This is a genomic window from Pseudarthrobacter sp. B4EP4b (assembly GCF_006680095.1).
Lineage (GTDB): Bacteria > Actinomycetota > Actinomycetes > Actinomycetales > Micrococcaceae > Arthrobacter.
Genome location: NZ_VHIJ01000039.1, coordinates 37359 through 62849, shown reverse-complemented (window position 1 = coordinate 62849; position 25491 = coordinate 37359). Strand labels below are relative to the sequence as shown.

Here is a 25491-nt window from a genome sequence, read left to right as displayed (position 1 = left end):
CGAAACCGCCGCGTGCCCTCCCGCAGGGGAAAAGCGTGCGGTCGACCTGCGGCACTCATTCCCCATGCCTCAGCACGTCAGGCAGTTCGTCCACGTACACCGTCTGCGGGGGCTCGAAGTAGATCACCAGCACTTCATCACCCACGGCGAAGACGCTGGTCTTGTCGAATGGGTGGGCGTGGAAAGCCATGGTGCCGCCGAGGTACGGCAGCATGACTTCGCCGATGGTGCCGGGCCCGATGCGTCCGGTTACCCGTCCGACCTTCCCGGTCAGGCTCCGGTCAACCTCGCGGTGCATCCAGTGTCCCTAGGCGCCCGGAGCCGGCGGCGTCCGCTTGGGGTCCTTGCCGTTCTTGAGGGCGGAGGCCAGGGCGGGAAGGTAGTCGCCCGCCTGTGCCAGGATCCCGCCGAGCATTTTGTTGACGCCGTCGCCGCCGTTCAGGACGGTCATCTGGCCCACGTGGGAGAACGGCTCGGCGGCTGCGGCGATGATGGCCGGCATGTTCTCGGCGAGCTGCTGCGAAATCACGGCGTCCTGGTTGGTCCCCAAGGCCTCAGCCCGCGCCTTAATGCCGTCTGCCTCGGCCAGCGCCTTTGCTTTGATAGCAGAAGCCGCAGCATCACCTTTGGCCTTGGTTGCCGCGGCTTCCGCTTCGCCGGTGACCTTGGTGGCTCCGGCAGTGGCAGCCGCTGCGGTGGCGTTTGCCTGGGCCAGGAGTTCCGTCCGGCGGGCGTTGGCCTGGGCTTCCAGCTCGGTGCGGCGTGCCAGTGCCTCCGCGGCGCTGATGTCCGCCGCCTTCTTGCCTTCCGCTTCGGTTCGCGTGGCATAGGCTTTTGCATCGGCCGGTTTCCTGACGATTGTCTGGAGCTTCTGCTCTTCGCGGTCCGCCTCGAGCTTGGCCACTTCAGTTTCCTGGACCACCACTTGTTGCCTCGCGGTGGCATCGGCCAGGGGGCCGGCCTGGGCGGCATTCGCCTTGGCGCGCTCGGCGTTCGCCTGCGCTACCGACTGCCTGATAGCCGAAACGCTTTGCGCGTCCGCGATCAGGGCCGCCGCTTCCGCTTCCTTCTCTGCCGCCTCCCGGTTGCGGGTGGCCTCGGCAATGCGTGCCTCCATCTTCACCTGGGCGATATGCGGCTTTGCGATGTTCTCGATGTACCCTGTGGGATCCTGCAGGTCCTTGATCTGCAGCGAGTCCACCACAAGACCTAGTTTTTCCATCTCCACACCGCTGGCGCTCCGGACCTGGGAACCGAGCTTGTCCCGTTCCCGAATTATTTCCTCCATCGTCATGCTGCCGATGATGGAGCGCAGGTGGCCCTCAAACACGTTGTACACCTGGCTTTCCATCTTGGGCTGCTGGCCGAGGAATCGCCGGGCCGCATTGGCGATAAACGGCGGTGCGTCGCCAATCTTGTAAATGACCACGCCCTCCACGATGACCTGGATGCCCTGGGAGGTAACACAGGAAACCTTCAGCTCAGTTTCGTTCAGCGTGAGGGACAGGGCCCGCACCGTCTGAAGGCCCGGAAGCACCAGGGCACCCTTGCCCGTGACAATCTTGAAATCCATCCCCGCTCTGGTTTCAAGGGTTCCGCGGGTCAGCCCGGAAATGATCAGTGCTTCGTTGGGCTCAGCCACCTTCCACATCAGCTTTGTCGCCACCCAAATGACGGCGATGGCGAACAGCACCCCCAGAATCGTGGCGAGAAGCGGAAGAACGCTGAGAAGTCCGGCATGACCAGATCCTTTCAAGGAATGGAACAGGCATCGCGTAAAGCGTCGAATAACCCAGCCGTCCAACGTTGGAGGTCAAAATGTCCTAACTCCGGCCCGCCGGGCCAGCTGTTGTAGACAGTCTGGTTGCGCCCGGCCAAAGAGTCCAGAGCAGGCGTGATATTTGCCTGCGGCAACGGAACCGGCAGGTACGTTGGCAATTGCAGGCCCCTGCCGGACCGTTGGCGCGTGGACTATTGCGTTGCCTTGATTTCGCGAATGGTCAGGTTCCGGAAAGTCGCGGCTCCTTCATGGGAGTAAAGGCCGATTCCGTTGTCGCCCTCCAGCGGGAATACCCGGTGTGACTGCACCACCCGCCCGTCTCCGACAAACATTTCCACGCTCGTGAGGTCCACGAGGATGCGGAGGGTGAGCCGTCCTGCCGAAGGGTCGATCGGGGTCTGGGTTTCGCCGCCGGTGGGGTTGATCGTTGGCCGCCTGTTGAGGTAGGCGAAGGGGCCCCGCAGGAAGGCGCCGGCGGCGACGTGCCTGCCGCCGCCCTCTGCGCGGCACAGCTCGAAACCCAGGTTGGCAGGCGCGGAAGCAGGGTCCCACACGAGCTCGCAGGTCAGGTCGTAAGCGGCTGCGCGGACGTCGAGGTCGCGGGTGCCGCTGACAACTACGTCGCCCAGCACGTGGGTGCGCTTCACATGATTTTCCAGTGCCGACGTGGGGGCGGAGACGAGGTGGTACCCGTCGTCCGCCTGTTTGAGGCTGAGGTCGCGCACGATCATGTCATCCCCGTTGTAGGCATCCGTCTCAAGCGTCGGCGTGTTGTGGGGGTAGTCCCAGAAGTTCGCCCACCCGATAGCCCGGCGGAGGGTCTCATCTTCCGCACCCGATGCGTCGTGATGTGGATAGGTGACTGCCCCATAAAAGTCGAAGCCGTAGTCGAGCCATTCGGGCTCGGCCCGATCAGGCGTGAACGATGCCCCATCGAAAGCGCCCGTCCAGTACGCGTACGTTGCGGGCAGGCCGCGGCCTTTGCCGTTGGCGCTCGTACCGAGGATCCAGTGCGAGCTGCCATCATCAGCCGTCATACGGAAGATATCTGGGCATTCCAGCACCCCCAGATCAGTACGCAAGAACTCGCCGACCCGACGCCACGACCGCAGGTTGGCGGATGTGTAGAAGCCAAGTTTTTGCCCCTCGGCGTTCACCATGAACCATTGCTGGCGGTCAGCGTCCCGGATCACCTTGGGATCGCGGAAGTCCTGCACTCCGGGGTTCGGGAGTACCGGGGCTGAACCGCCGGCCTGGAACGAGCGTCCGCGGTCGGTCGAGTACCAGAGGTACTGGGCCTGGCGCCCTTCGGGGGCCTGCGTCACGAGGGCGATCACCGCGCCCTCGCCGTATCCGGCGGTGTTCTGCTCGTCGACCACAACGGATCCGGACCAGCAGTCGCCGTTGCCGTCGCTGAACTTAGGGATGGCTACGCCGCGGTCAGTGAACACCACGTGATCGGTGGTCGTCGCGCGGCGCCATGACGTGCCTCCGCCGCCCTGCAGGTAGTCAGCGTTGTACAGGTAGTAGTAGTGGTATTCCCCGTCCATATAGATGGGGCGCTGGGGGTCGTTCTTCCAGTTGTCGGGGACGCTGAAGTGATAGGTCGGGCGCATCCGGCGTGATCCTTTTGACATTGAGCCTTTTGATCCGGGGTCACGTGTCTTGGCTGGTACGGCTGTGGCGGGTGCCGCGAACGCTGCTGAAAGTGCGAGCGATCCGCCGAGTGCCGCCGCCCCGCTTCCGGTAAGGAGTGAACGACGAGAGACCGTAGGTGAATCTTCCATGAGTTCCTTCGTGTTTTTGGGCAGCCTCGATGCTGCTGTGTCAGTGGGTTTCGATGTACTGGTCCCGCGCGTCAGGGGAAGAGGGGCCGCGTACCCTCATGGATGTCGGCCATGGTCCAGGCGTCGAGGGAGAGTATCTGTACTGTGCCTTCGGCGGCAAGGCTGACCTGATCCCCGCCCAAGGTGGGGTAGACGCGGGCTGTGAGCGGGACTCCGTTGGCAAAGATTTCGACGGCGGACCGGTCCAGGATGACCCGCAGGTGCACCCGCCCCTCGGGCATGGGAACGGGGCCGGACTTGTCTTCCACATCAACAGTTGGATCCAGGGTGCTTGCCTTGCGGTCCAGGCGGAGCGTGCCACCGGTGGTTTCGTCAGCCGCCCTGCGCAGCTCGATGATCGTTTCCTCGCGGGGGCTGCCGAAGGTGCCCGGCTCCGTGGAGCCCAGGACGCCAAGCCGCAGCAGAGCGCCCGGTGCCAGTTGGAAGCCCAGTTCGAGGTCGAGTTGCTTGCCGGACACGCCGGTTTCCAAGGGCCCTGACGTGCCGGTCAGCACCTGTCCGGGGAAACTGGTGTGCTCACGGCGCAGCTTTTTGATTTCAGGTACGGGCGCGAAGCGGAGAGTCCCGTCCTCCGCCGCCGTGACGATTCGCGGCAGGCTCATGACCCCTGACCAGCCGGCCTCCACCATCGCGGCGTCGGTTCGGCCTTCCTGCATCCAGCCGAACATGACCCGCCGGCCGGACTCATCCTGGAACGACTGCGGTGCGTAGAAGAAACGGCCTCCGTAGTCGAGGCGGTGCAGCGCCGCGGGCTCGAAGCTGTCCCCGGAGTACCGGCCGGTCCAGTACAGCGGGTGGCGGGTGTCGCCGTCGTCCCAGGCGGAGAAGACCAGTACGTCAGGCGCCCCGTCAGAAGGTGCGGACCCCAGCGAACCCTGCCCCGCCCGGAACAGGTCCACGCACTCCCACATGGTCCCCGTCCAGTCAGTATCTGCAGGATCGCCTTGTGAGGCATCGCCGATGAACAACGGCCCGATATAGTCCCATTGCCGCAGATCGGAGGACTCGTACAAAAACGCCGTACCGCCGTACTGACGAATGCCCGATCCCACCAACTGCCGCCACTTCGTTCCTTCACGCCAGACGCAGTGATCGCGGTAAGCCGTGATGTCTACTCCAGCCGGGGGCGCTGAGATCACGGGGTTTCCCGGGTCCTTCGTCCAGCTCAAAAGGTCCGGGGATCCTACGGCGACGCAGGGCAGCTCCTTGCCCTCGAACCGCCCCGAATACACCAGGGTGGGCGTGCCGCCGTCGTCCACCAGTACCCCGGACCAGCAGCCCTCGGCGTCGGGTCCTTCGGACGGTGTCAAGGCAACGGGCTGGTCCGTCCAGGTGACGAGGTCCGTGCTGGTGGCGTGGCCCCACTGGATGCGGTGATGGAATGCGCCCTCCGGGTTGTACTGGTAGAAGAGGTGGTAGACGCCGTTCCATTGGCTGACGCCGTTGGGATCGTTGAGCCAGCCGGCCGGCGACACGAAGTGGAAGCGTGGCCGGAGGGGATCGGCCTCGGCGCGGGCCACCAACTCATCCTGGGGAACGGTGGCGAGCGGGTGCGTCAGTTCAGTCATGCGGAGGCCTTTTCTTTGGCATTCGACGCCGGGAGGTCGGGTTGCGCCGGTTCGCCTGCCAGGGCATGGCCGTCGGCACCAGCCCACGGCTGGTAGAGGTGGCAGCGCACCCAATGGCGGTTTTCGGGGTCTCCCACCTGATGGCGCACGGGTTCTTGGGCCGAACACGCCTGGTTCGGGTCGCCGTCGTAAGCGCATTGCGTCGAAGCCATCACCGCTTGCCGCAGTTCCGCGCGGCGCACGGGATCGTACGAGCCTGCCCGGGCTGGGTCCGGCACAGCCGAAACCAGCAGTTGGGTGTAGGGGTGCGCGGGGTTTGACAGCAGGTCCAGGGACTCGCCTTCCTCAACGAGTTCCCCGGCAAACATGACCGCCGTCCGGTCCGCCAGGTAGCGGGCCGAAGCGAGGTCGTGGGTGATGTAGAGCATGGAGATCCCCTGCTCGTCGCGGAGTTTGCGCATCAGGTTCAGCACGCCGATCCGGACGGAAACATCAAGCATGGAGGTGGGTTCGTCGGCCAGGATGACCTGCGGTTCAACAGCGAGGGCCCGGGCAATCGCAACACGCTGGCGCTGGCCGCCGGAGAGCTCGTGCGGATATGAATTCAGCATGTCAGACTGCAGGCCCACAGTGGCCATCAGTTCCTCGAGCCGCCGCTGGGTCTCCTCCCCGGAACCGCCGCCCTTGCCGTGGATCGCCAACGAACGACGCAGGAAGTGCTCGATCCTGTGGGCCGGGTTCAGGGAACCGAAGGGGTCCTGGAAGACCATCTGCAGTTGCGAGCGGAACGCCCGGGAGGCTTGGAAACGGTCGCGCTTGAGGATGTCGACGCCGTCGATCAGGATCGCGCCGGCGGTCGGCTTCTCAAGCCGGGCAACACAGCGGGCCAGGGTGCTCTTGCCGGAACCGGATTCGCCCACGAGCGCCACGATCTCGCCGCGGCCAAGAGTCAGGTCCACACCGTGCAGGGCGCGGACCGATCCGCGGGAGAACAGCCCGCCAATAGGGAAGGACTTGCCCAGGCCACGGATTTCAAGGGCGGGGGCGCTGGCGGTGGAGCCGGCCGCGGGCGACGTCAGGGAGTGGCTCATCGTGCGGCTCCTGCCAGGTTTGCGGAATCGATCACTGAAGCGTCGGCACCAACCGGAGCCACGAAGTGGCCGGGAGCCGCCTCGCTGAGGTCCGGGATATTGCGGAACTTCACGCCGTCGGGCAGCCCCGTGAGCGGAATACGCGGGCCGGTGAGCGGCGGGAACGCACCCATCAGTGCCTGGGTGTAGGGGTGGCGGGGAGTGGCGTATACGTCCTGTGCCTTCGCGGTCTCCACGATCCTGCCGCCGTACATCACGGCCATGCGGTGCGAGAGTTCCACCATGAGGGACATATCGTGCGTGATGAAGAGGACCGAGAAGCCGAGCTCGCGCTGGAGTTCCTTGATCTGCGCCATGATCTCCTGCTGAACCACCACGTCCAGCGCGGTGGTGGGTTCGTCCAGGATCAGCAGCGACGGCTTCAGCGCCACGGCCATGGCTATGACAGCCCGTTGGCGCATCCCGCCCGAGAGCTGGTGCGGGTAGGACTTGAGGCGCGCGGGGTCGATCCTCACAAGGTCGAGCAGTTCGCCGGCCCGCCGCAGGGATTCCTTGCGTGAGTAGCCGGCGTGGGTGGTGAAGATGTCCACGATCTGTTCGCCGATGGTTAACACGGGGTTGAGCGAGTTCATTGCTGACTGGAACACCATGGCCACGTCCTGCCAGCGGAAGCGCCGCAGCTCCTCCGCGCTCATGGCCAGGACGTCCTTGCCGCCGAAGGAAATGCTGCCGCCTGCGATCTTCGCGGGATCCTTCAGGAGCCGCATGATCGAGTTGGCGATGGTGGACTTCCCGCAGCCGGACTCTCCCGCAAGGCCGAACACCTCGCCGGTGCCGATGCTGAAGGAAACGCGGTCGACGGCGGTGGTTGAGCGGGTGTCGCCGATGTACTTGACGGTGAGGTTCTTGACGTCCAGGACGGGCTCGTGGGAGCCGAAGGAGACTTGGGAGATGGTCATTTGGAGGCGCTCCTTTCGGTATTTTTCGGGGTTTTGATCTTCCGGAGCCGCGGGTTGGTGACCTCGTCCACGGCGTAGTTGATCAGCGCGAGCGCGAAGGCGACCAGCGCGATGCAGACACCCGAGGGGATGAAAACCCACCAGCTGCCGGTGAGCAGGGCGCCTTCGTTGCCGGCCCAGAAGAGGTTGTTGCCCCAGGAGACCGTGCTGACATCGCCCAGGCCCAGGAACTCCAGGCCCGCTTGTGCGCCGATGCCGTAGATGACGCAGGCCAGCAGGGTGCCCATCACGATCGAGGCCATGTTGGGCAGGATTTCGCGGAACATGATCCGGCCGGCCCGTTCGCCGGACACTACCGCGGCGGCCACAAAGTCTTTGGAGCGGATGGACAGGGCCTGTGAGCGCAGGACGCGTGCTGAGCCTGCCCAGCCGGTGACGACGAGGACCAGAATGACGGTGCCCAGGCCCGGAGGCAGGAATGCGGCCAGGATGACCAGCAGCGGCAGGCCGGGAAGGAGCAGGAAGACGTTGGTTGCCAGGGACAGTGCTTCGTCGATGAACCTGCCGAAGTACGCTGAGGCAAGGCCCACCAGGATGCCGATGAAGGTGGACGCGAAGCCCACTGTCAGCCCGACGAACAGGGAACTCCGGGAGCCGTGGACGGTCAGTGCGAGGACGTCCTGTCCCTTGGCCGTAGTTCCCAGCCAGTGCTCGGCCGATGGTTCCAGGGAGGCCATGGCGGTGATCCGCGACGGGTCGCCGGGGAAAAGCACCGGTGCCAGCAGGGCCAGTGCGATGAAGACGAGCATCACAGCCATGCCCGTCAGGGCTTTTTTGTTGCTGAGGAGGCCGTGGACGAAGCTGCGGTTGGGCTTGCGGACAGCCGGGGTTTGAGTTGGCTGCTTCAGAAGTGCGGTTGTCATGATTGGTTCCTCTAGTTGCTGCGCACGCGCGGGTCGAGGCGGACGTAGAGGATGTCCACCAGGAAGTTGGCCAGCAGCACGGCGGCGGTAATGGTCAGGAACAGGCCCTGCATGAGGGGGTAGTCGAGGCCCTGGACGGCGTTGAGGAGTTGATAGCCGACGCCGGGGTAGGCGAACACCACCTCGGTGAGCAGCGCACCGCCCACTACGAATCCCAGGCCCATGCCGAAGCTCGTAACCGATGGCAGCATGGCGTTCCGTGCTGCGTAGCGGAGCATGATGCGGCCCGGGCGGAGTCCCTTGGCTTCGGCCATGGTGATGTAGTCCTCGGAGTTGGTGGCGATCATGGTGTTCCGCATGCCCAGCATCCAGCCGCCGACGGAAACCAGCACGATGGTAAGGGCCGGAAGCACCAGGTGGGCGCCGACGTCGCCGATGAACTCCCACGTAAACCCGGGCTCCAAGCCATCGGTGAAGGCGTGGCGGATGGGGAACCAGTTCAGCACCACGCCGAACAGGTACAGGGCACCCATGGCCAGCCAGAAGTACGGGAACGAGCCGATGAACACGAGCAGCGGGGGGAGTGCGGAGTCGACCGCGCCGCCTCGCCGCCAGGCGGCCAGGATGCCCAGCAGGTTACCTACGACGGCGGCAATCACCAGTGCGGTTCCACCGAGCAGGAGGGTCCAGCCGATCTGGGACGAAATGACCTCGGTCACCGGGGTGGGGAAACGTGAGATGGAGACGCCCATTTGCCCGGTGACGATGTTGTGAAGGTAGTCAATGTATTGCTCCCAGAGAGGCCGGTCGTCAACGCCGAGCAGCTTGCGCAGGGCCTCGATCTGTTCAGGCTGCATTCTGTCCTGGGAGCGGGCGAACATGCGGGAGACGGGGTCCCCGGGCATGAAGCGCGGGAGCAGGAAATTCAGGGTGATGGATGCCCAGAAGGCGATCAGGTAGAAACCCAGGCGGCGCAGGATGAAGCGCACGGTTTCCCTCCATTTCGGGAATTGCGGGGAATTTGGGGCACGCCCGGCGGGGGTTGGCCGCCCGCCGGGCGTGCAGTGTGGGGTCCGCCCGGGGCGGCCCGCTGCGTTTAGTTGCGCGGTTCCAGTGTGGTCAGAACGAGCACTGTGGTGGGCGACTTCACCGAGAGGGTGGCGTAAGGGTTGTCCTCGGTGGGCCAGCCGGTGAAGCGGGTGTCGTTGAAGGCGCCCCATTCCGGGCCGGAGAAGAGCGGCACCAGCGGTGCGGCGTCGTTGTACTCTTCCTGCAGCTTGTTGGCGATGTCCTTCTGCTTGGACTCGTCTGCCTCTGCAGCGAACTCTGCGAGCAGGGCGTCGGCTTGGGGATCGCCGAAGCGGTGGTAGTTGTCGAACGTCTTGGTGCCGACAGGCTTCACGGTGGCGGTGCCCATGGAGGTGCTGAAGTACTTGTACGGGCTGGGGTCGTTGGCGCTCCAGACGATTCCGGAGTCGAAGTCACCGGTTTCGTAACCGGCAACCACAGCAGCCCAGTCCGGGGACTCCACCTTGACGGTGACCCCGACCTCTGCCAGGTTCTGCGCGATCACGTTGGCTACGGACAGCCAGTCAGAAGAAGTCGCGCCCACGGAGATCTTGAATTCGAAGGGCTTGCCGTCCTTGAGAGTGCGCTTGCCGTCAGCACCCTTCGGGTAGCCCGCCTTGTCCAGCAGCTCGTTGGCTTTTTGGACGTCCAGCTTGGTCCAGGTGCAGTTGTCCTTGACTGCGTTGTTCTTCCAGGTCTCGTAGTTGCCGGAGAGTCCGGTGCAGTCTGCGGGCTTGGCGTAGCCGCTCATGCCGATCTTGGTGACCTGCTCCCGGTCAACAGCCATGCTCAGGGCCTTGCGGACGTCAACATCGTTGAAGGGGGCCTTGGTGGTGTTGAGCTGCCAGTTGATCATGGAGCCCGTGGCCGGGAACCAGTAGTGGCGGTGGTCCTTGTCCTTGGAGATGAACGTCTTTTCGATGTTCGGGATGTACTGCGGGGCCCAGTCCACGTCGCCGTTCGCGGCGGCGAGGTTGGCGCCGTCGTTCCCGGCAAACGCGAGCATCTTGATGCCTGCGATCTTTTGCTTTTCCGGCTGCCAGTAGTTGGGGTTCTTCTTCAGCACGAAGGACTGGGCCTGGAAACTGTCAACCTCGGTGTACGGGCCGGTGCCGACGGGCTTGGCGTTGGCGTCCTTTTCCGGATCGGCGAGGGCGGACCAGATGTGCTTGGGCAGGATGCTGAGTTGTCCGACGTCGTGGAGGGCCGGGGACCATGGCTTGTTGAAGTTGAAGGTGACCTTGTTGGTCCCTTCGGCGGCAACGGTGTCCAGGTAGTCGTAGCCACCCTTAATCTTCTTCTGGAGCTCGAAGGTGTAGGCGACATCCTCGGCCACGAGGGGCTGGCCGTCAGACCACTTCACGCCGTCCCGGAGGGTGAAGGTGATGGATTTGCCGTCGTCGGCGGCCTTCCACTCTGTGGCGAGCCACGGCACGGTGTCTCCCTTGGCCGGGTTGAAGACCAGCAGCGACTCGTAGATGGACTGCTGGACCATCGGGCTGACGGTGGGCGCGAACGGGTTGAAGTTCTGGACGAACGTGCCCATGTCCTCGCGCGGAATGGTGAGAAATGCGCTGGCGTTCGCTGCGGCGTCGGTGCCGGCAGGCTTGTTGGCTGCACAGCCGGTCAGCAGCAGTGCGCCTACCGCCAGTCCGGCTGCCGTCACGCGGGCAGCCCTCAGGAATCGGGGTTGTGTCATGATGGTTATCTCTTTCCTATCTTCATCAGCAAGGTGAAGGGGTGGGGGAGGGGTTGCTCTTCGCTATTGATTTCGCGGTCAGACCGAAGAGCGTTCTAGCAGCGGACAGCCGACTAATTGCTGGTCGGCAATTATCGGCTGTCCCGCTGTCAGAGCTGCGAGCGTCTGGACTCCCAGGGCGCCCATTTTTTCGAACGGCAACGCAACCGTGGTCAGCTTGGGCCTGAGGTAGGCCGCAATCAGTTCCTGGTTGTCGAAGCCAATCACGGCGATGTCTGCGGGGATGGTCAGGCCCCGTTCCTTGATGGCGTCGTAAGCGCCCATCGCCATGCGGTCGTTGAGGCAGAACAGCGCGGTTGGCCTGTCCTTTTCCGTGTAGCGGTCCAGGATTTGGCACGCGGCCTCGTACCCGCCGTCCGCGGTTGCATGCCCGGGCACCACGAGCTGCGGGTCCAGCTTCAGCCCGGCCTCGGCGAGTGCTTCGCGGGCACCCGCCAAACGGCCGACAGCTGCCGGAATATCCGGGTCCAGGTTGATCACTCCGATCCGGCGGTGGCCGGCCTGGAGCAGTCGTTCGACGGCGACGCGGCCGCCCGCACGCTCGTCGGGGACGATCGAGGGCAGCCTTCCGTCCGCATCGAAGCAGTTGATCAGGACGGTGGGTACTTCACTGGCGCTCTCGGGAACGTGCACGCCCCGGTGGTACGTGGCTGCGTAGAGCAGGCCTTCGACGCGTTGTTCCAGCAGCTTTTCAATGGCGGCATCTTCCAGGCCCTGGTTCGGTCCTACAGCATCGGCCTGGTCGGAGGGCGCGATGAGCAGGAACTTGCGGTCCAGCCAGGCCTGGTCCTGGGCGCCTTTGATGATGTCGACGGCGAACGGTGCCGTCACGATCTCGGTAACGATCCCGTACCAGTCGCTGCGCTGGGATGCCAGCGCCCGTGCCCCGGCATTCGGGCGGTAGCCCAAGGCCTGGACAGCGTCGTTGATCCGGGCGCGGGTCTCCTCGGAGATGCTGGCATTTTCGCGGTTGCTCAGCACGAAGGAGACGGCGGTCCGGGAAACGCCGGCGTGCTTGGCGACATCATTCATGGTGACACCCCGCTGCCGTGCAGCCCCGGCAGGGTTCGAGGTGGTGGTCTTCGCCATTGAATGCTCCGGTGGTGTGAGTGATGCTGCGGTGGAAGGTAACGCGCGTTACCTGTGATTTAGGTTACGCGCGTTACTCAATGGCTGTCAAGAGGAAAACTTGTCGGCTCCGAGACCGAAGCGACGTTACCTCCACGCTGTCACGTGGAGGGCGCGTGCTACGCGTGTGCAGGCTGCTGGAGTTTTGCGCGGAGTTCGTCTTCAGTGGGGGGCCGGGCGCCGGCCCGGGATACGGTGATCGCGGCCGCAGCGGCCGCCGTGCGCCCCAGCTGGTCAAGGACAGAAGGCGCCAGGCCGCCGGCTCCGCGGGTAAGGAGTCCCAGTATCAGGGCGGACATGTAAGAATCGCCGGCGCCGATGGTGTCAACAACTGAGGTCTTAGCGGCAGGAATGCTGAGGGAGGCGGAGGGGGTTGCGAGCAACGAGCCTGATGAGCCCCTGGTGATGACCGCCAGATCCGCGCCCAGATCCAGGAGGTGCAATGCGGTTTCCTCCAGGGTCTTTTCCGGATAGAGCCACGGGGCGTCCTCGTCGCTGAGTTTTACGACGTTGGTGAGGTGCACCAGTTCCTCGAAAGTGCCCCGTGCTTGGGCGTGGGTTCCGAGCAGGGCCGGCCTGATGTTGGGGTCGTAGGTGATGGTGCACGCATCCTGGAGTTGCTGGAGGATGGCCTTGACCTTGCCGGCGCCCGGTGAGAGGAAACTTGCGATCGACCCGGTGTGAAGGACCTTGGGCGGGGTGTGCGCAAGGTCCGGCGGTTCCACATCCCAGGCGATGTCGAAGGCGTAGCCCGCCGAGCCGTCACTGGCGATGGTGGCGGTCGCCGAGCCGTCACTGGCGATGGTGGCGGTCGCCGTCGACGTTTTCTCCAGCGAGCGGGAGCCGGGCAAGAGCGTCACCCCGGCGCCGGTGAGGTGCTTCTCGAGTGCATCACCGCGGCGGTCGGCGCCCAGGGAAGTGAGCAGCCCGGTGCCAACGCCCAGCCGGGCCAGGCCGTAGGCGACATTGGCCGGCGACCCGCCCGGGTATTCGATGGTGCCCTTTGGTGTGGTGACGACGTCGATCAGGGCTTCCCCGATAACCACGACGTCCAACGCCTGCCGCGGAGGTCTCGGCTTGCCGTTGATGTGCATGTCTTTTTTCCTTGCCTTAAGTGCCGCCTAGGCGAGCTGCGTGACCTGGATGCTGCTGAGGGTTGCCGTGCCGCCGACGGCGTAAACGGCGAGGTCGGTGCTGCTCCCGGCAGGGAAGATCAGTTCGGTCATGGTCACCTGGCCGCCTTGGGCAAAGACTTCAGCCGAGCAGCGGTCCACGAAGATGGTGAGGTCGTAGGTCCCCTGCTTTGCCGGGACGGGAGCGGTGTCGATGGAGGCGAACGATGCGTGGAAATCTGTCCGCCCGGATTCCCGCCGGTCCATCAGCAGGGTTCCTTCATCGGGGCGGATTCCCACTCGGGTTCCGTTGGCGCCGTCCCCGCGCAGGACGAGGCCGAATTCCTCTGCGCTTCCGGGGGTGAAACTGACGTCAATGCGCTGGACCGTGCCGGCCGCGCCGGCCAGGACCTGCACGCCCTCGTGGATGGTGGCTCCAGAAAGGGAGAATGTCTCCTGACCGGCCACCGCAGCCCAGTCACCCGCCGGCTGCTGGACCAGGCACAGTTTTCCGTTCCTTGTCTGCAGTGAAATTTCGCGGGCGAGGCTCATGGGACTGCGCCAGGGTGTGGTGGGGATGTGGTTGGCGTACTCCCAGTTGTTCATCCAGCCGATCATGAGGCGGCGGTTGTCCGGGGCGTCGCTGAAGGAGACGGCGGCGTAGTAGTCCCGGCCCCAATCCAGCCACAAGTATTCGGCCAGCCGGTCGGGGTCTTGGGTGCCCTCTGTGACGGTGCTGGCGGAGGTGAACGTGGTTCCGTCGAAGTGGCCGATGAAGTATTGGCCGGCTGAGCCGTTGTTGGGCCCGCCTGGATTGAGGTTGACGGTAAGGACCCACTTGAGGTTTTCCGGATCGCCGTCCACGGGCAGGGGGAAGAGGTCGGGGCATTCCCAGACCCCGCCGGTGGCGTTTGCGGGGCCAAAGGTGCTCAGCAGCTCCCAGTCCTTCAGGTCCGCGGACTTGTAGAGGACCACCTGGAAGTCTGTGGCTTCGACGGCGACCATCACCCAGTAACTGCCCGCGTCGCCGTCGTACCGGAAGACTTTGGGGTCGCGGAATTCGGCGGACCCGCGGTTCAGTACCGGGTTGCCCTTGTGTTTTGTCCAGGTGTAGCCCCCGTCCAGGCTGTAGGCCAGCGATTGGGCCTGGGTGCCCTCATGCGCGGAGCCCGGTTTGAAGGCACTGGTGTAGATCGCCACGAGCGGGGCAACGGACCCGGTGCCGAATCCGCTGGTGTTGTGACGGTCGTAGACGATGCTGCCGGAAAAGATGTCTTCGTTCTCGTCGCAGGCGATGGCGACGGGGTGCTCGGTCCAGGTCAGCAGGTCGGTAGAGGTGGCGTGGCCCCAGGACATGTTTCCCCACACGTTGCCCAGCGGGTTGTTCTGGTAGTAGAGGTGATAGACGCCTTCATGAAAAATCAGGCCGTTGGGATCGTTGAGCCACGTGTCTTGTGCGGTGTAGTGCAGGGCCGGGCGGTAGCTGCCTGCTGTGGCTGCCGTGTGAGTCGGAGTAAGTGTATCCACGAGGTTCCTTTTGAGGGTTTGTGTTATTTGCTCGCGCCGGCCGTGAGGCCTTCGCGGAGGGTGCGCTGGCCGAAGATAAAGACCACAAGTGCGGGCAGCATGGACAGGATCACGCCGGCGAGGACCACGGATATGCTCCCGGTGCCGAGGTTGCCCTGGAGTGTGACCAGGCCGAGGGGGAGGGTGAAGTTCTGTTCGCTGATGGTGAGGATCAGCGGCCGGAAGAATTCGTTCCAGTGGAAATTGAAGGCCAGGATGCCGACGATGGCCATGCCGGGGACCGCCAGCGGGACGTAGACAGAACGGAAGATCCGCCATGGTCCGGCGCCGTCCAGGGCGGCCGCTTCTGCGAAGTCGTTTGGCAGGCCGAGGAAGTATTGGCGCATCAGGAAGGTGCCGAAGGCTGTGGGGATGGCCGGCAGGATCAGGGCCAGCAGGGTGTCTGACAGACCCATCCCTCGAATGAGCATAAACACCGGGACGATTGTGACCTGCACCGGGACCATCATGGTGGCCAGGACCAGCGAGAAGATGGCCTTCTTGCCGCGGAAGTCCAGGCGGGCGAAGGCGTAGCCGGCCAGGGTGGCCGACGCCATCTGGCCAAGTGCGATCAGCCCGGTCACCAGCGCGCTGTTCAGGACCAGGAGGCCCACGTTGATCTGTTTGAACACCTCTTGGTAAGCGGTGAAGTCCGGGTTGATGGGCAGGAAGGACGGTGGCAGGTTGAAGGATTCCGACGGCGTCCGCAGGGAGGTGGACAGGGTCCACAGGACTGGCCCAAGGGTCAGCGCGGCCGCCACGGCCAGTGCGGTGTATCTGCCGACGGTTCCGGCAGCCGGCCGGCGGCGGTTGCGGTAGCGCTTGGGTGTGGAGGGTGTGCCGGTGGTGGAACCGGAATACTTGTCGGTCCCGGTGTGCAGGATCTGGCTGGACATGGGGACCTCACTGGTAGAAGACGAAGCGGCGGCTGAGGCGGAATTGCAGTGCGGTGACGGCAAGGATGAGCACGGTGAGGATCAGGCCTATGGCCGATGCTTCGCCGAACTCCAGCTGCTGGAAGGCCGATTCGAAGATCACCATGACGGCGGTGCGGGTGGAATCGCCGGGTCCGCCGTTGGTCAGGACGTAGGGCTGGTCGAAGACCTGCAGGGCACTGATGATGGCCATGACGGAGGCAACGAGCACCGTGGGACTGATCAGCGGAAGGGTGACATTGCTGAATTGTTTCCAGCCTGTGGCGCCGTCCAGGTTCGCGGCCTCGTGCAGTTCCTTGGGGATGTTGGTCAAGGCGCCGAGGAAGAGCAGGAAGGAGAATCCGAAGTTCTGCCATACGTAGACCAGGACCACCACGGCTGCGGATGCCACGGGACTGGTCAGCCATGGCACTGCGGGAATGCCGATCAGGGACAGGAGCCAGTTCACTACGCCGAACTGTTCGTTGAACATGTACCGCATGAAGATGGATACCGACGCGGCGGAAAGGACCAGGGGGAAGAAGAAGGTGGAGCGAAGGAACACCCTCAGCCAGGAAGGCATCCTGGCTTGCAGCATGGAAGCCAGACCCAGGGCGATGCCCAGTTGAAGCACCACTGCGACAATGACGAACACGATGGTGTTCAGGAAGGACACCCGGACAGTGGGATCCTCTGCCAGCGAGGCGAAGTTGGCGAAACCGACGAACTGGGGTGCCGAAATGATGTCCCAGCGGAAAAAGGCCAGCACCAGTGAGCCGATGATCGGCAGAAAGGTGAACAGGGCCATCCCGAGCACTGTTGGGGCAAGGAAGATCGTGGCCAGCCACCGCTCGACGAACGAGCGGCGCGCGGCAGCTGGTTGCACGGTGTGGTGTGGAACGGTGGAAGTGGTGGTCATGAGGTCCTCCTCAGGGCCAGTTCGAGATCGCGCTGCAGGGTGCCCATTGCGGCCTTTACATCAGCGGAGCTGCCGCTGACGGCGGTGGAAACGTTTTTCATCAGGGCAGTTTCGACGGCGGCCTGCTGGGGCGGAGCGGGAATGGGGCCGGAGGTGGGGAACCTGTCCAGGGTGTCGTAGAAGACTTTCCAGTGCCTGGGTCCGGTGGCCGCGTAAAAGGACTCGTTGACCATCGAACGGCGGGTGGGCGTGGTGTTCGGCTTGGGAATGGCCAACTGCATCGCTTCGCGGCTGGAGCAGAACTTGACCCATTCCCAGGCGGCGTCCTTGTCTTTGGCCGTGCGCATGATCGCGTAGCCGGCGGCACCGAACTGATGCCGCTGCGTCCGCCAACGGGGGAAGAACTGGACGTCGAACTGGCCGGCGGTCATTCCGGCGTCGTGCAGGCCCTGCGCCCAGTAGCCCCCTGCAGGCGTGGTGCCGATGCGGTTGTTGCCGAACAGGCCAACCAGGGCGTTGCCGCCCCCGGATTCGGGACGCACGCCAAGTCCTTCGGCGACGAGTTCGCGCAGGTAGTCAAAGGTTTCGATAACCCGCCCGTCTTCGGCATTCGGAGCCAGCCATTGGTAGCCGCCCCCGCGGGTGGCCCGGGCGGGATCGTTCGGGTAGAAACGGTCCCAAAGCCAGTCCCCGCCGGAGGCCTTGGTTTCGGTCAGAAAGCTGGTGTCGTTGGCGTAGAGCCACGGTACTACTCCGCCGAAAAGCCGGTTGGTCCAGTAGTACGGGGTGAAGTCGGCCGGGCGTGCTTTCCGCAGGGCGCGGAGCGTGGCGCTGAAGTCGTCCTGTGTCCAATCGTCCTTGGGCCGGTCCAGCCCGGCCTGGGCGAAGGTGGTGGTATTCAGGTACATGTTCGCCGCGTTCCAGTCCAGCGGAAGCTGGTACAGGTTGCCTTGGTACATGAAGGCTTCCAGCAGGCTCGGATGAACGTCATCGAAGTAGTCGCCCATGTCCGCGGCATCCCGGCGGACATAGTCATCCAGCGGCTCGGCAAGCTTGTCGGCGAACAGCTGGGCGCCCTCGGTGGCTACGTAGACAACGTCCGGCGGTGTGCCGGCGGCGGCCATGGTGAGGATCTTGGAAAAGAAATCCTTCCAGTCCGCGCCCTGAATGGCCTGCAAGCGGACCGGAATATCAGGGTGGGCGGCGGTAAAGGCGTTCACCAGACCCTGGCGGGCGGACGCATCCGCTGCCGTTCCGAGGATGGCGATGTTCAGGGCTTTGCTTCCGCGGCCGGGAATGTCACTTCCGGTCAGGCGGGGCCAGGCGCCCACCGTGGCTCCCGCAACAGCGAGCCCGGTAAGGCCCAGCATGGAACGCCGCGTGAGCTGCGAAAGTCCGCTGCCGGACCGCAGGCCATCCGGGGGACTTGCCTGCCCCGGTGTCTTTTCAGACGTCATTGTCGTCTCCTCCTAACACGTGTTAAGTACGTTAGTGAGCAGGCCTAACACGTGTCAAGTGGCACTTGTCGGGCATTTATCGGACTGGAATTTGCAGGCGGAATTTGCAGGCCTCTGGAGGACGTGCGGGCAGCGGGCTTCCGCTGCAGCTGGGACACATCATCTGTGCCGTAGGTTTCCGCAGCCAGGTGGCTGGACGGCGTCCCGCCTGGTTTACCCGGCCGGGACCGTTGCGGTGGAGGCCCGCGGGATGATCCGGCAGGGCATGTGGAACGTTTCCGTCTCCGCTTTTCCGGCTGCCGGGGCTTTTCCTTCTACCGCATCCAACAGCAGGGACATGGCCGCTGCTCCGATTTCGGCATGCGGAAGTGCCACCGTGGTCAGGGCGGGAACCAGGTTGGCGGCGAGGTTCTGCTGGTCGTCGTAGCCCACCACGGAGAGGTCCTGCGGTACGCGCAGTCCTGCGGCAGCGGCATACAGCAGAACGCCGGTGGCGACTCTGTCGTTGGAGCAAATGATCGCCGTCGGCCGGTCTTTGCCGGCCAGGACAGCGGAAGCGGCCCGGTAGCCCTCGTCGATGTCCCATCCGGTCATGTGGACGTGCTGTTGTTCAAGGCCCAGCCCCGCCTCCTCCATCGCCGCGCGGTAACCCTGTTCGCGTTGCGGGGCGGCGGGCGAGCTGAGAGTTCCGGTCAAGAGGGTGATACGGCGGTGGCCCAGGTCAAGCAGCAGCTGTGCCGCTGATCGCCCGCCGTCCACCTCTGCCGGTATCACCGACTGGAGCTGGGAGCCGGCATCAGTGCAATTGGCCAGAATGGCCGGCAGGGTGAGCATCGCCGGCGGGGAGGTAATTTCGCGCAGGCTGCCGGTGGCATACATGATCCCGTCCACCTGCCGGTGCACAAGTTGCTGTGCCGCGGCGCTCTCGCGGGACGTGTCATGTTCTGAATCGACCACCAGGACCATGTACCCGCGGGCCAGGGCGGTACGTGAGGCGCCGCTGATCAGCCGGCCGGCGAAGGGGCTGGTGACGATGTCATCGGTAATGATGCCGATCGTTGATGTCTGCTGGTTGCGCAGGCTGAGGGCAACGGAGTTGGGCGTGTAATCCAGCTCTGCCGCGGCGCGGAGCACGCGCTCCTGGCGTTCGGCGGTGACGTTGCCGTCCGCCCTGCCGTTCAGCACCAGCGAGACCGCACTGCGGGACACCCCCGCCCGTTGCGCCACGTCCAGTGCCGTCGCTTTACGTTTGCCCATCCCGATCCCCTTGCCTTTCGAATCAGCATACCTAACTCGTGTGAGGCCAGGAGGACCTGGCTCATCACGCGTTGCCGTTGGGAGCGAAAGCGGCACTCCTGCTGTTCCATGGTGCGGTCACACGAGGCTGAGGTGACGCCCGGTGATTGATGACGAACGCGATGGCAGGCTCGATGAGCGCGACGCTGGCCCATTGGGCTACCTGGGCCAGTTCCTCCACGATGTCGGGCTTGCGCTGGTTCGCGGCTTGGTCATGCCGAACCACATGCTGGGGCGGGCGCCGGAGATGGGCCGGGACACGGAGTCCTTCCGCCACCGGCCCGAGAGCCGACCGTCGGCGAAGGTGCCCATGCCGTAGCGCTTCGACAGGCGCGGGGTGCCCCGCCACCGGCTACAGCGGGAGCTCAGGCTGGGGATCAATCTTCGCGCGAAATGCAGCAATCTCAATTCGAAGCATTTCCCCGTAGCCGTCATGGTGCAGGTGCGTCTGCGCCTGCTCTGCCTTGCTCAAGTGGCGGAGCGCCTCGGAGCGTCGGCCGAGCCGAAACAGCGTCTGGGCGGTGTTCAAATTGAGAGATGCAAGCAAGGGGCGTACGGCGTCTGCTTCTTCTTTGGACTGCGCTGCGTCGGCAGCTGCAAGTGCCCGTTCATTCCATAGCAGTTCTTCCGCCAGGTCGTTTTGCAAATCTGCGAGGTAGTGCGCGATGGTAACGCGGTGCAGCGGCAGGCCGTCGGTGCCGATCTGGTCCCACAAGCCAAGAAAGCCCGCCGTCGCTTGCTCCCTACCGCCCTGGAGTGCGACTTGCTGGACCTGGGCAATCCTGGCCATGGTTGAATCCATTGGCACTGCGGAGGAACCGCCCTCTTTGCCCGGTAGCCCCCGGACCCGCGGGCCGTTCCATGAACCGGGCATTTCCCGCCGCATGGAGACTGCCAGGATACCGTTTCCGACTATGCGGTCAGCCGACCCGGCGATAGCGGATGTGGGTGGCCAGCGGTGAGTGAAGCACCTCGGTGGGCACGAAGTCGAAGGATTCCACCCCGTCGAAGATGCGCTCGCCTGAACCGAGCAGGACCGGGGCGATGTCGAGGGTGAGTTCGTCCACGACGCCGGCGATCAGTGCCTGCCGGACGGTCGAGGCTCCACCGGCGATATCTACGCCGTTGTCCCCGGCAGCCTCGCGCGCTGCTGCGTAGGCGGCATCGAACCCCTCGGTCACGAAGTGGAAGGTCGTCCCGCCGTTCATCTGGATGGGATCATGCGGGTGATGGGTCAGCACGAACACCGGAGCATGATACGGCGGTTCGGCGCCCCACCAGCCGCTCCATTCCTCGTCCCAGTCCCCGCGGATGGGGCCGAACATATTCCGCCCCATCACGTACGCTCCACGTGGACGCATGAGCCACTCGTTCGCGACCCTGTCCGCATCGTTGGCCCGAGGGTCGCCGATGTGCCAGCCGTGCAGCTCCAGACCCCGCCTTCCCAAGGGGTTCTCGAGGCTCTGGTCCGGTCCGGCCACAAAGCCGTCCAGCGAGATTGACATATGGCAGGTAGTATCCGGCACCGCGAACCTCCTGGGTGGTTGCAGCCTATATACAGCCGCGTGGGGTTCCGGGCAGCCTAGCATGTGATGGCGTGCCCGCCGGTTAGGAAGAGAATCTGGTACGGCGACCAGGCATTTCTACACGTTCTTTGCTGCCAGCTGTGGGTACATGGCCTCAATCGGGGCGCTGAGTCCGGCCTTGAGCTGGACGGATGTCTCGTCGGCGAGTACTTCGTACTCGCCGGCTTCGACCGCATCCAAAACCATGCGGACAAGATTGGCCGGTTCCATCTTGGGGTCGGTGGCGTTGGCAGCCATGGCAGTGTCGACATAACCGACGTGAACGCCCACCACGTGGACCCCTGCGGGAGCGAGTTCCAGGCGCAAGGAGTTGGTGGCCGACCAGAGTGCGGCTTTGGTGGCGCTGTAAATGCCACCCACGGCGTACCAGCTCATGGCCGAGTGGATGTCGATAATGACCGATTCGTCCTTCGCTGACAGGATCGGTGCGAACGCTCGGGCGAGGAACAGCGGGCCGAGGAAGTTCGTCTCGACGTTGGTCCGGATTTCCTCAGCGGTGTGGGTGAGGATCCCCGCGCTGGCCACAGAGGCTCCTGCGTTGTTGATCAACACCGTGACGTCCCCGGCGGCCGCGGCTGCTGCCTGGATTGAGGCGGGATCTGTGACATCGAGGGTGAGCGGCACAATGCGCTCGTCATCCCAGGTCCGGGGATTTCGGGCTGTGGCGTAAACCTTGCTGGCGCCGCGGGCGAGCGCGTGGTGGACGAAGTTGGTTCCGATGCCGCCGTTTGCTCCGGTGACGAGGACGACTGCTCCAGTGAGTGAAGGCATTTTGAATTCTTTCTTTGTTGTCAGGTGCGCGGCAGGATCGATGCGGAGGTTGTTCTAGTGGTTATCCTCATAACTGACCACGCTCAGAATCTATTCCCTCAATAGAGCCGTGGAAAATTCCCCGGCGACAGGGGCTACCTGCCGTCAGTGCCCTCCATAATGGGCCCATGGGACTCGTAACGGATGGGGCGGCCCAGATTTGTCAGAGGACAACCCTGGTAGCGGCAACTGGCGTTTTTCTCGTTGCGGCTTCCTCCGCTTGCCGTTCTTCCTGGCAGGACGAGCCGCCGTGTTTGCCGCCCGACTACGCCGTAAGCCCGTCATCTGCGAAGCCCGGCGACAGCATCACGGTTCATGCCGAGGACGCGCGCTGCAATCCCCGCTACGGCCAGGATGCCCTCGTTCAGGTCACCGTGACCGATGCAGCCGGCCGGAATGTCATCAGGGAAACTGCCCCGATGAACGACGCCGGCGGATTCAGTTTCCGCTTCGTCCTCCCGCAACGGGCGTCCGCAGGGGAGGCATCGGTTGAAGCTGTTCCCTATGCCCTGGACTGGTGCGACGATACGGGCCGGAACAACCGGATGGCGCACCCGTCAGGTTTGCAACGGGCCTCGTGCGCGGCCAGGACCGAACCCCTGACTGTCACTCCGTAGGGGCAGCGCCCACACGGACACCACCAACCGCACCCGTCCACGGCGTATCGCCGGGGGCGGACAGGGACAGATGTGCGAATACGGACCCCTGCTCAAGTGCAATGACCTCCGATGTGGGGCCGGTGCAATCCAGGGCGAGCTCCAGCGGACGGAAGGGGGCACCCGGGTGCTCCTGCCCCACGGACACCTTGGCCCCGGAAGCACCAACGCAGGCCGCCGTGACGGTGTACCGCCCGGCCGCCGGCACCTTTCCGGTATTGCCAAATCCCCTGAGTGGGCCGTCCAACGGGCCCACCTCCGAAAGCAGGTCTGGCTCCGGCGATGCTCCCAGGAGCCGGTCCAGCTGGGCGTAGTTCACGGCCTCCTGCTCGAGTACGTGGGGATCGCTGTACGGTTTCGGGGCACCCGTGTCCGATGCAGGCTCGACTGTTGGCTCATGCACTCGCTCCGCGTCGGATGCCTGTGTCTGGGAGGGCTCGGGGTATTCATAGGTGCAGCCCGCCGTTCCGCCCAGGGGGATCAGCAGGCACACAGCGAACGCGAGCATGTGCCGCCCGTACTTCATTCCCACCCTTTAATGGTGGGCAAGCCGGCGGAGTAAAAACAACCACAGGGGAGGCGAAAGGCAAAGGGAGCCTGCCGGTACTGGCAGGCTTCCTCAGGGCCGGCCCTCCGCTGGGTCCCTACGTCCGTTCAGGGTCAGTTCTCTTTCCGCAGTCCTGCCTGTTGCACCAGCTCCGTCAGCCACGGCCTGTGTCCTTGATGGAACACCATCCCCTCCGGGAGTCCCTTTACGATGGGCACGGAATTGGCGATGTCGATGGTCACCCGGCCGCCCGCCATGGGCGCGTTGGTAATGTGCAGGTCGCCGTAGGAGGGCGGCAGGGCTGGATCCATCCAGAATCCGCCGCGGGATACATGTGCGTCATACCTCATCAGGCTCGTGACAAGCTGAATGGGGGAGGCCGCGGCCCAGGCCTGTGGCGAGCAAGCGGTGGGATAGGGGACCGGCTCACTGTACTGCTCCCGGCTGAAACCGCAGAACAGCTCGGGAAGCCGGCCTTCGGAGTAGTCGGCAGCCTCAAGAAGTGCCGTGGAAATCCTTTGGGCTTCCGCCACGAACCCGTACCGCATCAGGCCTGCCGCGATGACGGCATTATCGTGCGGCCAAACGGATCCGTTGTGGTAGCTGGCCGGGTTGTAGGCACCCATGTCGGTACCCAGGGTGCGGACGCCCCAGCCGCTGAACATCTCGGGGGACATCAGGCGCTCGGCTACCAGCGGCGCTTTGTCGTCGTCAACCAGCCCTACCCACAGGCAGTGGCCCATGTTGGAGGCGCATGCGTCCACCTGCCGTTTTTTGCCGTCCAGGGCAATGGCGTAATACCCCCGGTCGGGCATCCAGAACTGCTCGTTGAACCGAACTTTTAACTGCACCGCCCGGTCGGCGAGTTCGGATGCTAAAGGTGCGTCACCGGCGTCGTATGCCATCCAGGCTCGGGCCATGTAGGCGTCATAAACGTAGGCCTGTACCTCGCATAGTGCGATGGGTGGCTCTGCGAGGCGGCCGTCTGCAAAGTTGATCCCGTCCCACGAGTCCTTCCAGCCCTGGTTGATTAACCCGCGGTCGTTGAGGCGCTCATACTCGACGAACCCGTCACCGTCCCTGTCCCCATAGTCCCGGATCCAATCAAGCGCCCGGTCGGCGTTGGGCAGCAGGGCCGCGATGGTGTCCTTGGCAAAACCCCAGCGGCTGACCGAACCCAGGACCACCACGAACAGGGGAGTGGCGTCGATGCTCCCGTAATAGACGGATTTGCCACCCAGAGCCAGGCCACTGGAGACGTCCAGCCTGACCTCATGAAGGATTTTTCCCGGTTCCTCCTCGCTCACCGGATCAACAACCCTGCCCTGCCGGTCGGCCAGCGTTTGCAGCGTGCCCAGGGCCAGTGACGGATCAACGGGCATAGCCATCTCTGATGCCCACAACGAGTCACGCCCGAACAAGGTCATGAACCAGGGCGCGCCGGCCGCCACCACAACCCTGTCAGGGTGGGCGGGATCCTCGATGCGGAGCGCGCCAAGATCGTCATAACTGCGCCGAAGCGTCTTTTCGATGGAGCGGTTGCCCATCTGCAGTACAGGAATCCTTGCCACCCATTCCTGGCGCCGGCGGTCGCTGCGGGACAATTCGCCGACGGCGGGACGCACCACAGCTGCCGCCGCCTCACTGCCGGGCGCCACGGTAAGGACCACACTCCAGTGGCCACGTGCCGGGATGGTGGTCCGGCAGGCAAAGCCACGGGCAGTTGCTTCGGCAGCGTCAGAACTTACGACGACGGACTTCCGGATGTCCTTCCATCGGCCCCGGATGGTCAAGCCGTTCGGTGTCACTTCCCGGGACTCTTCCCATTGCCTTTGGACCCGTGCTTCCTTGACCTCAAAGACATCTGCGAAATCTGACCCGACATCCATGGCTACTGTGCATTCCACGGGTTCCATTGAGTAGTTGCGCACGGTGAGGTGCTCCACCATTCCAATGCCTACTTCCCGCATCCGCTCCACGATCAGTGGAGTATCCGCGTATCCATCGGACCTCGTGATCCGGCCGGCGAAGACGGCCCGGTACGGCTCTTTCGTCTGCGCGGTCAAGGGCTCCACTGGTTGGCCGTTGACGGAGAGGGCCCAATCGGAAAGTATCCGGGTGTCCTGGAAGAACATTCCGTGCGGCTGGTCCGGATGAATATCCCCGTTGGGCAACGAGATGCAGAAGGAAGTTCCTTCCACCAGGGTGACCGTCCCGGCGCCGAGGGGACCGGCCGCCGTATCAGCGTTCCATCCAGCCATGTGACCACTCCCAAGACGAGCACGGCCGGCCCTGGACATGGTTCCGGGCCTGTATCCCGCTGCATCGTCACACTGACGCTACTCTTGCAGGCCTGCCGGGACCAGCGGTTCGGGACTCCGCCACCCTGCGGTGCAACAAAGAAGCCGTCATCGATATGGAAAAGCCGCCGCTCCCCGATGCGGTCTGATACGTAGAAGGGCCCAGTTCGGATGAACCGGGCCCTCCCTGCGCTGGCGATTCCCC

23 protein-coding genes are annotated in these 25491 nt (G+C 64.3%); 2 read left to right on the top strand and 21 right to left on the bottom strand.

Annotated features, from left to right (window positions below):
* Window positions 1-55: 55 nt before the first annotated feature.
* From FNL14_RS13805 to FNL14_RS13730, 16 genes are all read right to left on the bottom strand, one after another.
* Window positions 56-298, bottom strand: a complete 243-nt coding sequence (locus FNL14_RS13805; RefSeq protein ID WP_091418631.1) for a hypothetical protein — start codon at window positions 296-298, stop codon at window positions 56-58.
* Between the two features lie 9 nt (window positions 299-307).
* Complete coding sequence (locus FNL14_RS13800; RefSeq protein ID WP_255470840.1) at window positions 308-1693, bottom strand: flotillin family protein; 1386 nt, start codon at window positions 1691-1693, stop codon at window positions 308-310.
* 278 nt (window positions 1694-1971) lie between these two features.
* Window positions 1972-3396: a glycoside hydrolase family 32 protein gene (locus tag FNL14_RS13795; protein ID WP_142060906.1), complete on the bottom strand. Its 1425-nt coding sequence runs from the start codon at window positions 3394-3396 to the stop codon at window positions 1972-1974.
* Window positions 3397-3638: 242 nt separating this feature from the next.
* Complete coding sequence (locus tag FNL14_RS13790) at window positions 3639-5195, bottom strand: glycoside hydrolase family 32 protein (RefSeq protein ID WP_142060904.1); 1557 nt, start codon at window positions 5193-5195, stop codon at window positions 3639-3641.
* Window positions 5192-6286, bottom strand: a complete 1095-nt coding sequence (locus FNL14_RS13785) for an ATP-binding cassette domain-containing protein (protein WP_142060902.1) — start codon at window positions 6284-6286, stop codon at window positions 5192-5194. The genes FNL14_RS13790 and FNL14_RS13785 overlap by 4 nt, the downstream gene beginning before the upstream one ends.
* The gene (locus FNL14_RS13780; RefSeq protein WP_142060900.1) at window positions 6283-7245 is read right to left on the bottom strand and encodes an ABC transporter ATP-binding protein; all 963 of its coding nucleotides are present in this window, start codon (window positions 7243-7245) and stop codon (window positions 6283-6285) included. Before FNL14_RS13780 ends, FNL14_RS13785 begins: the two co-directional genes overlap by 4 nt.
* Window positions 7242-8168, bottom strand: coding sequence for an ABC transporter permease (locus FNL14_RS13775; RefSeq protein WP_142060898.1), 927 nt, complete (start codon window positions 8166-8168; stop codon window positions 7242-7244). The genes FNL14_RS13780 and FNL14_RS13775 overlap by 4 nt, the downstream gene beginning before the upstream one ends.
* 11 nt (window positions 8169-8179) lie before the next feature.
* Window positions 8180-9157 (bottom strand): ABC transporter permease, encoded by a 978-nt coding sequence (locus FNL14_RS13770; RefSeq protein WP_142060896.1) that lies wholly within the window; start codon window positions 9155-9157, stop codon window positions 8180-8182.
* 107 nt (window positions 9158-9264) lie between these two features.
* Entirely contained in the window at window positions 9265-10935 is a 1671-nt protein-coding gene (locus FNL14_RS13765) for an ABC transporter substrate-binding protein (protein WP_142060894.1), read from the bottom strand.
* A 78-nt stretch (window positions 10936-11013) separates the two neighbouring features.
* The gene (locus FNL14_RS13760; RefSeq protein ID WP_142060892.1) at window positions 11014-12084 is read right to left on the bottom strand and encodes a LacI family DNA-binding transcriptional regulator; all 1071 of its coding nucleotides are present in this window, start codon (window positions 12082-12084) and stop codon (window positions 11014-11016) included.
* Between the two features lie 158 nt (window positions 12085-12242).
* A complete protein-coding gene (locus FNL14_RS13755) occupies window positions 12243-13217 on the bottom strand; it encodes a carbohydrate kinase (RefSeq protein ID WP_142060890.1) in 975 nt (324 codons plus the stop codon).
* Window positions 13218-13244: 27 nt separating this feature from the next.
* Complete coding sequence (locus FNL14_RS13750) at window positions 13245-14762, bottom strand: glycoside hydrolase family 32 protein (protein WP_142060888.1); 1518 nt, start codon at window positions 14760-14762, stop codon at window positions 13245-13247.
* A 23-nt stretch (window positions 14763-14785) separates the two neighbouring features.
* Window positions 14786-15697, bottom strand: coding sequence for a carbohydrate ABC transporter permease (locus FNL14_RS13745; RefSeq protein WP_142060886.1), 912 nt, complete (start codon window positions 15695-15697; stop codon window positions 14786-14788).
* Window positions 15698-15704: 7 nt separating this feature from the next.
* Window positions 15705-16634 carry a carbohydrate ABC transporter permease gene (locus tag FNL14_RS13740; RefSeq protein ID WP_142060884.1) on the bottom strand — a complete coding sequence of 310 codons (930 nt, stop codon included), beginning with the start codon at window positions 16632-16634 and terminating at the stop codon, window positions 15705-15707.
* Window positions 16631-18091 (bottom strand): extracellular solute-binding protein, encoded by a 1461-nt coding sequence (locus tag FNL14_RS13735; protein WP_142060882.1) that lies wholly within the window; start codon window positions 18089-18091, stop codon window positions 16631-16633. Before FNL14_RS13735 ends, FNL14_RS13740 begins: the two co-directional genes overlap by 4 nt.
* A 213-nt stretch (window positions 18092-18304) precedes the next feature.
* Window positions 18305-19348 (bottom strand): LacI family DNA-binding transcriptional regulator, encoded by a 1044-nt coding sequence (locus FNL14_RS13730; RefSeq protein ID WP_142060880.1) that lies wholly within the window; start codon window positions 19346-19348, stop codon window positions 18305-18307.
* A 142-nt stretch (window positions 19349-19490) separates the two neighbouring features.
* Between FNL14_RS13730 and FNL14_RS23325 the strand changes: the two genes are divergently transcribed.
* Window positions 19491-19706, top strand: coding sequence for a hypothetical protein (locus FNL14_RS23325; protein WP_181762630.1), 216 nt, complete (start codon window positions 19491-19493; stop codon window positions 19704-19706).
* Window positions 19707-19739: 33 nt separating this feature from the next.
* Here the strand turns inward: FNL14_RS23325 and FNL14_RS13720 are convergent, their stop codons facing one another.
* From FNL14_RS13720 to FNL14_RS13710, 3 genes are all read right to left on the bottom strand, one after another.
* Window positions 19740-20177, bottom strand: a complete 438-nt coding sequence (locus FNL14_RS13720; RefSeq protein ID WP_091418656.1) for a hypothetical protein — start codon at window positions 20175-20177, stop codon at window positions 19740-19742.
* A gap of 130 nt (window positions 20178-20307) precedes the next feature.
* Window positions 20308-20892: a dihydrofolate reductase family protein gene (locus FNL14_RS13715; protein ID WP_220126173.1), complete on the bottom strand. Its 585-nt coding sequence runs from the start codon at window positions 20890-20892 to the stop codon at window positions 20308-20310.
* A 138-nt stretch (window positions 20893-21030) separates the two neighbouring features.
* Complete coding sequence (locus FNL14_RS13710; RefSeq protein WP_142060876.1) at window positions 21031-21744, bottom strand: SDR family oxidoreductase; 714 nt, start codon at window positions 21742-21744, stop codon at window positions 21031-21033.
* Window positions 21745-22037: 293 nt separating this feature from the next.
* Between FNL14_RS13710 and FNL14_RS13705 the strand changes: the two genes are divergently transcribed.
* Window positions 22038-22400 carry a hypothetical protein gene (locus FNL14_RS13705; RefSeq protein ID WP_255470839.1) on the top strand — a complete coding sequence of 121 codons (363 nt, stop codon included), beginning with the start codon at window positions 22038-22040 and terminating at the stop codon, window positions 22398-22400.
* On the opposite strand, the gene FNL14_RS13700 is transcribed toward FNL14_RS13705, so the two are convergent.
* Both FNL14_RS13700 and FNL14_RS13695 read right to left on the bottom strand, forming a co-directional pair.
* Window positions 22390-22965: a hypothetical protein gene (locus FNL14_RS13700; RefSeq protein ID WP_181762629.1), complete on the bottom strand. Its 576-nt coding sequence runs from the start codon at window positions 22963-22965 to the stop codon at window positions 22390-22392. The two genes, FNL14_RS13705 and FNL14_RS13700, sit on opposite strands and share 11 nt — an antisense overlap.
* Before the next feature lie 134 nt (window positions 22966-23099).
* The gene (locus tag FNL14_RS13695) at window positions 23100-25247 is read right to left on the bottom strand and encodes a glycogen debranching N-terminal domain-containing protein (protein WP_142060874.1); all 2148 of its coding nucleotides are present in this window, start codon (window positions 25245-25247) and stop codon (window positions 23100-23102) included.
* Between the last annotated feature and the right edge of the window lie 244 nt (window positions 25248-25491).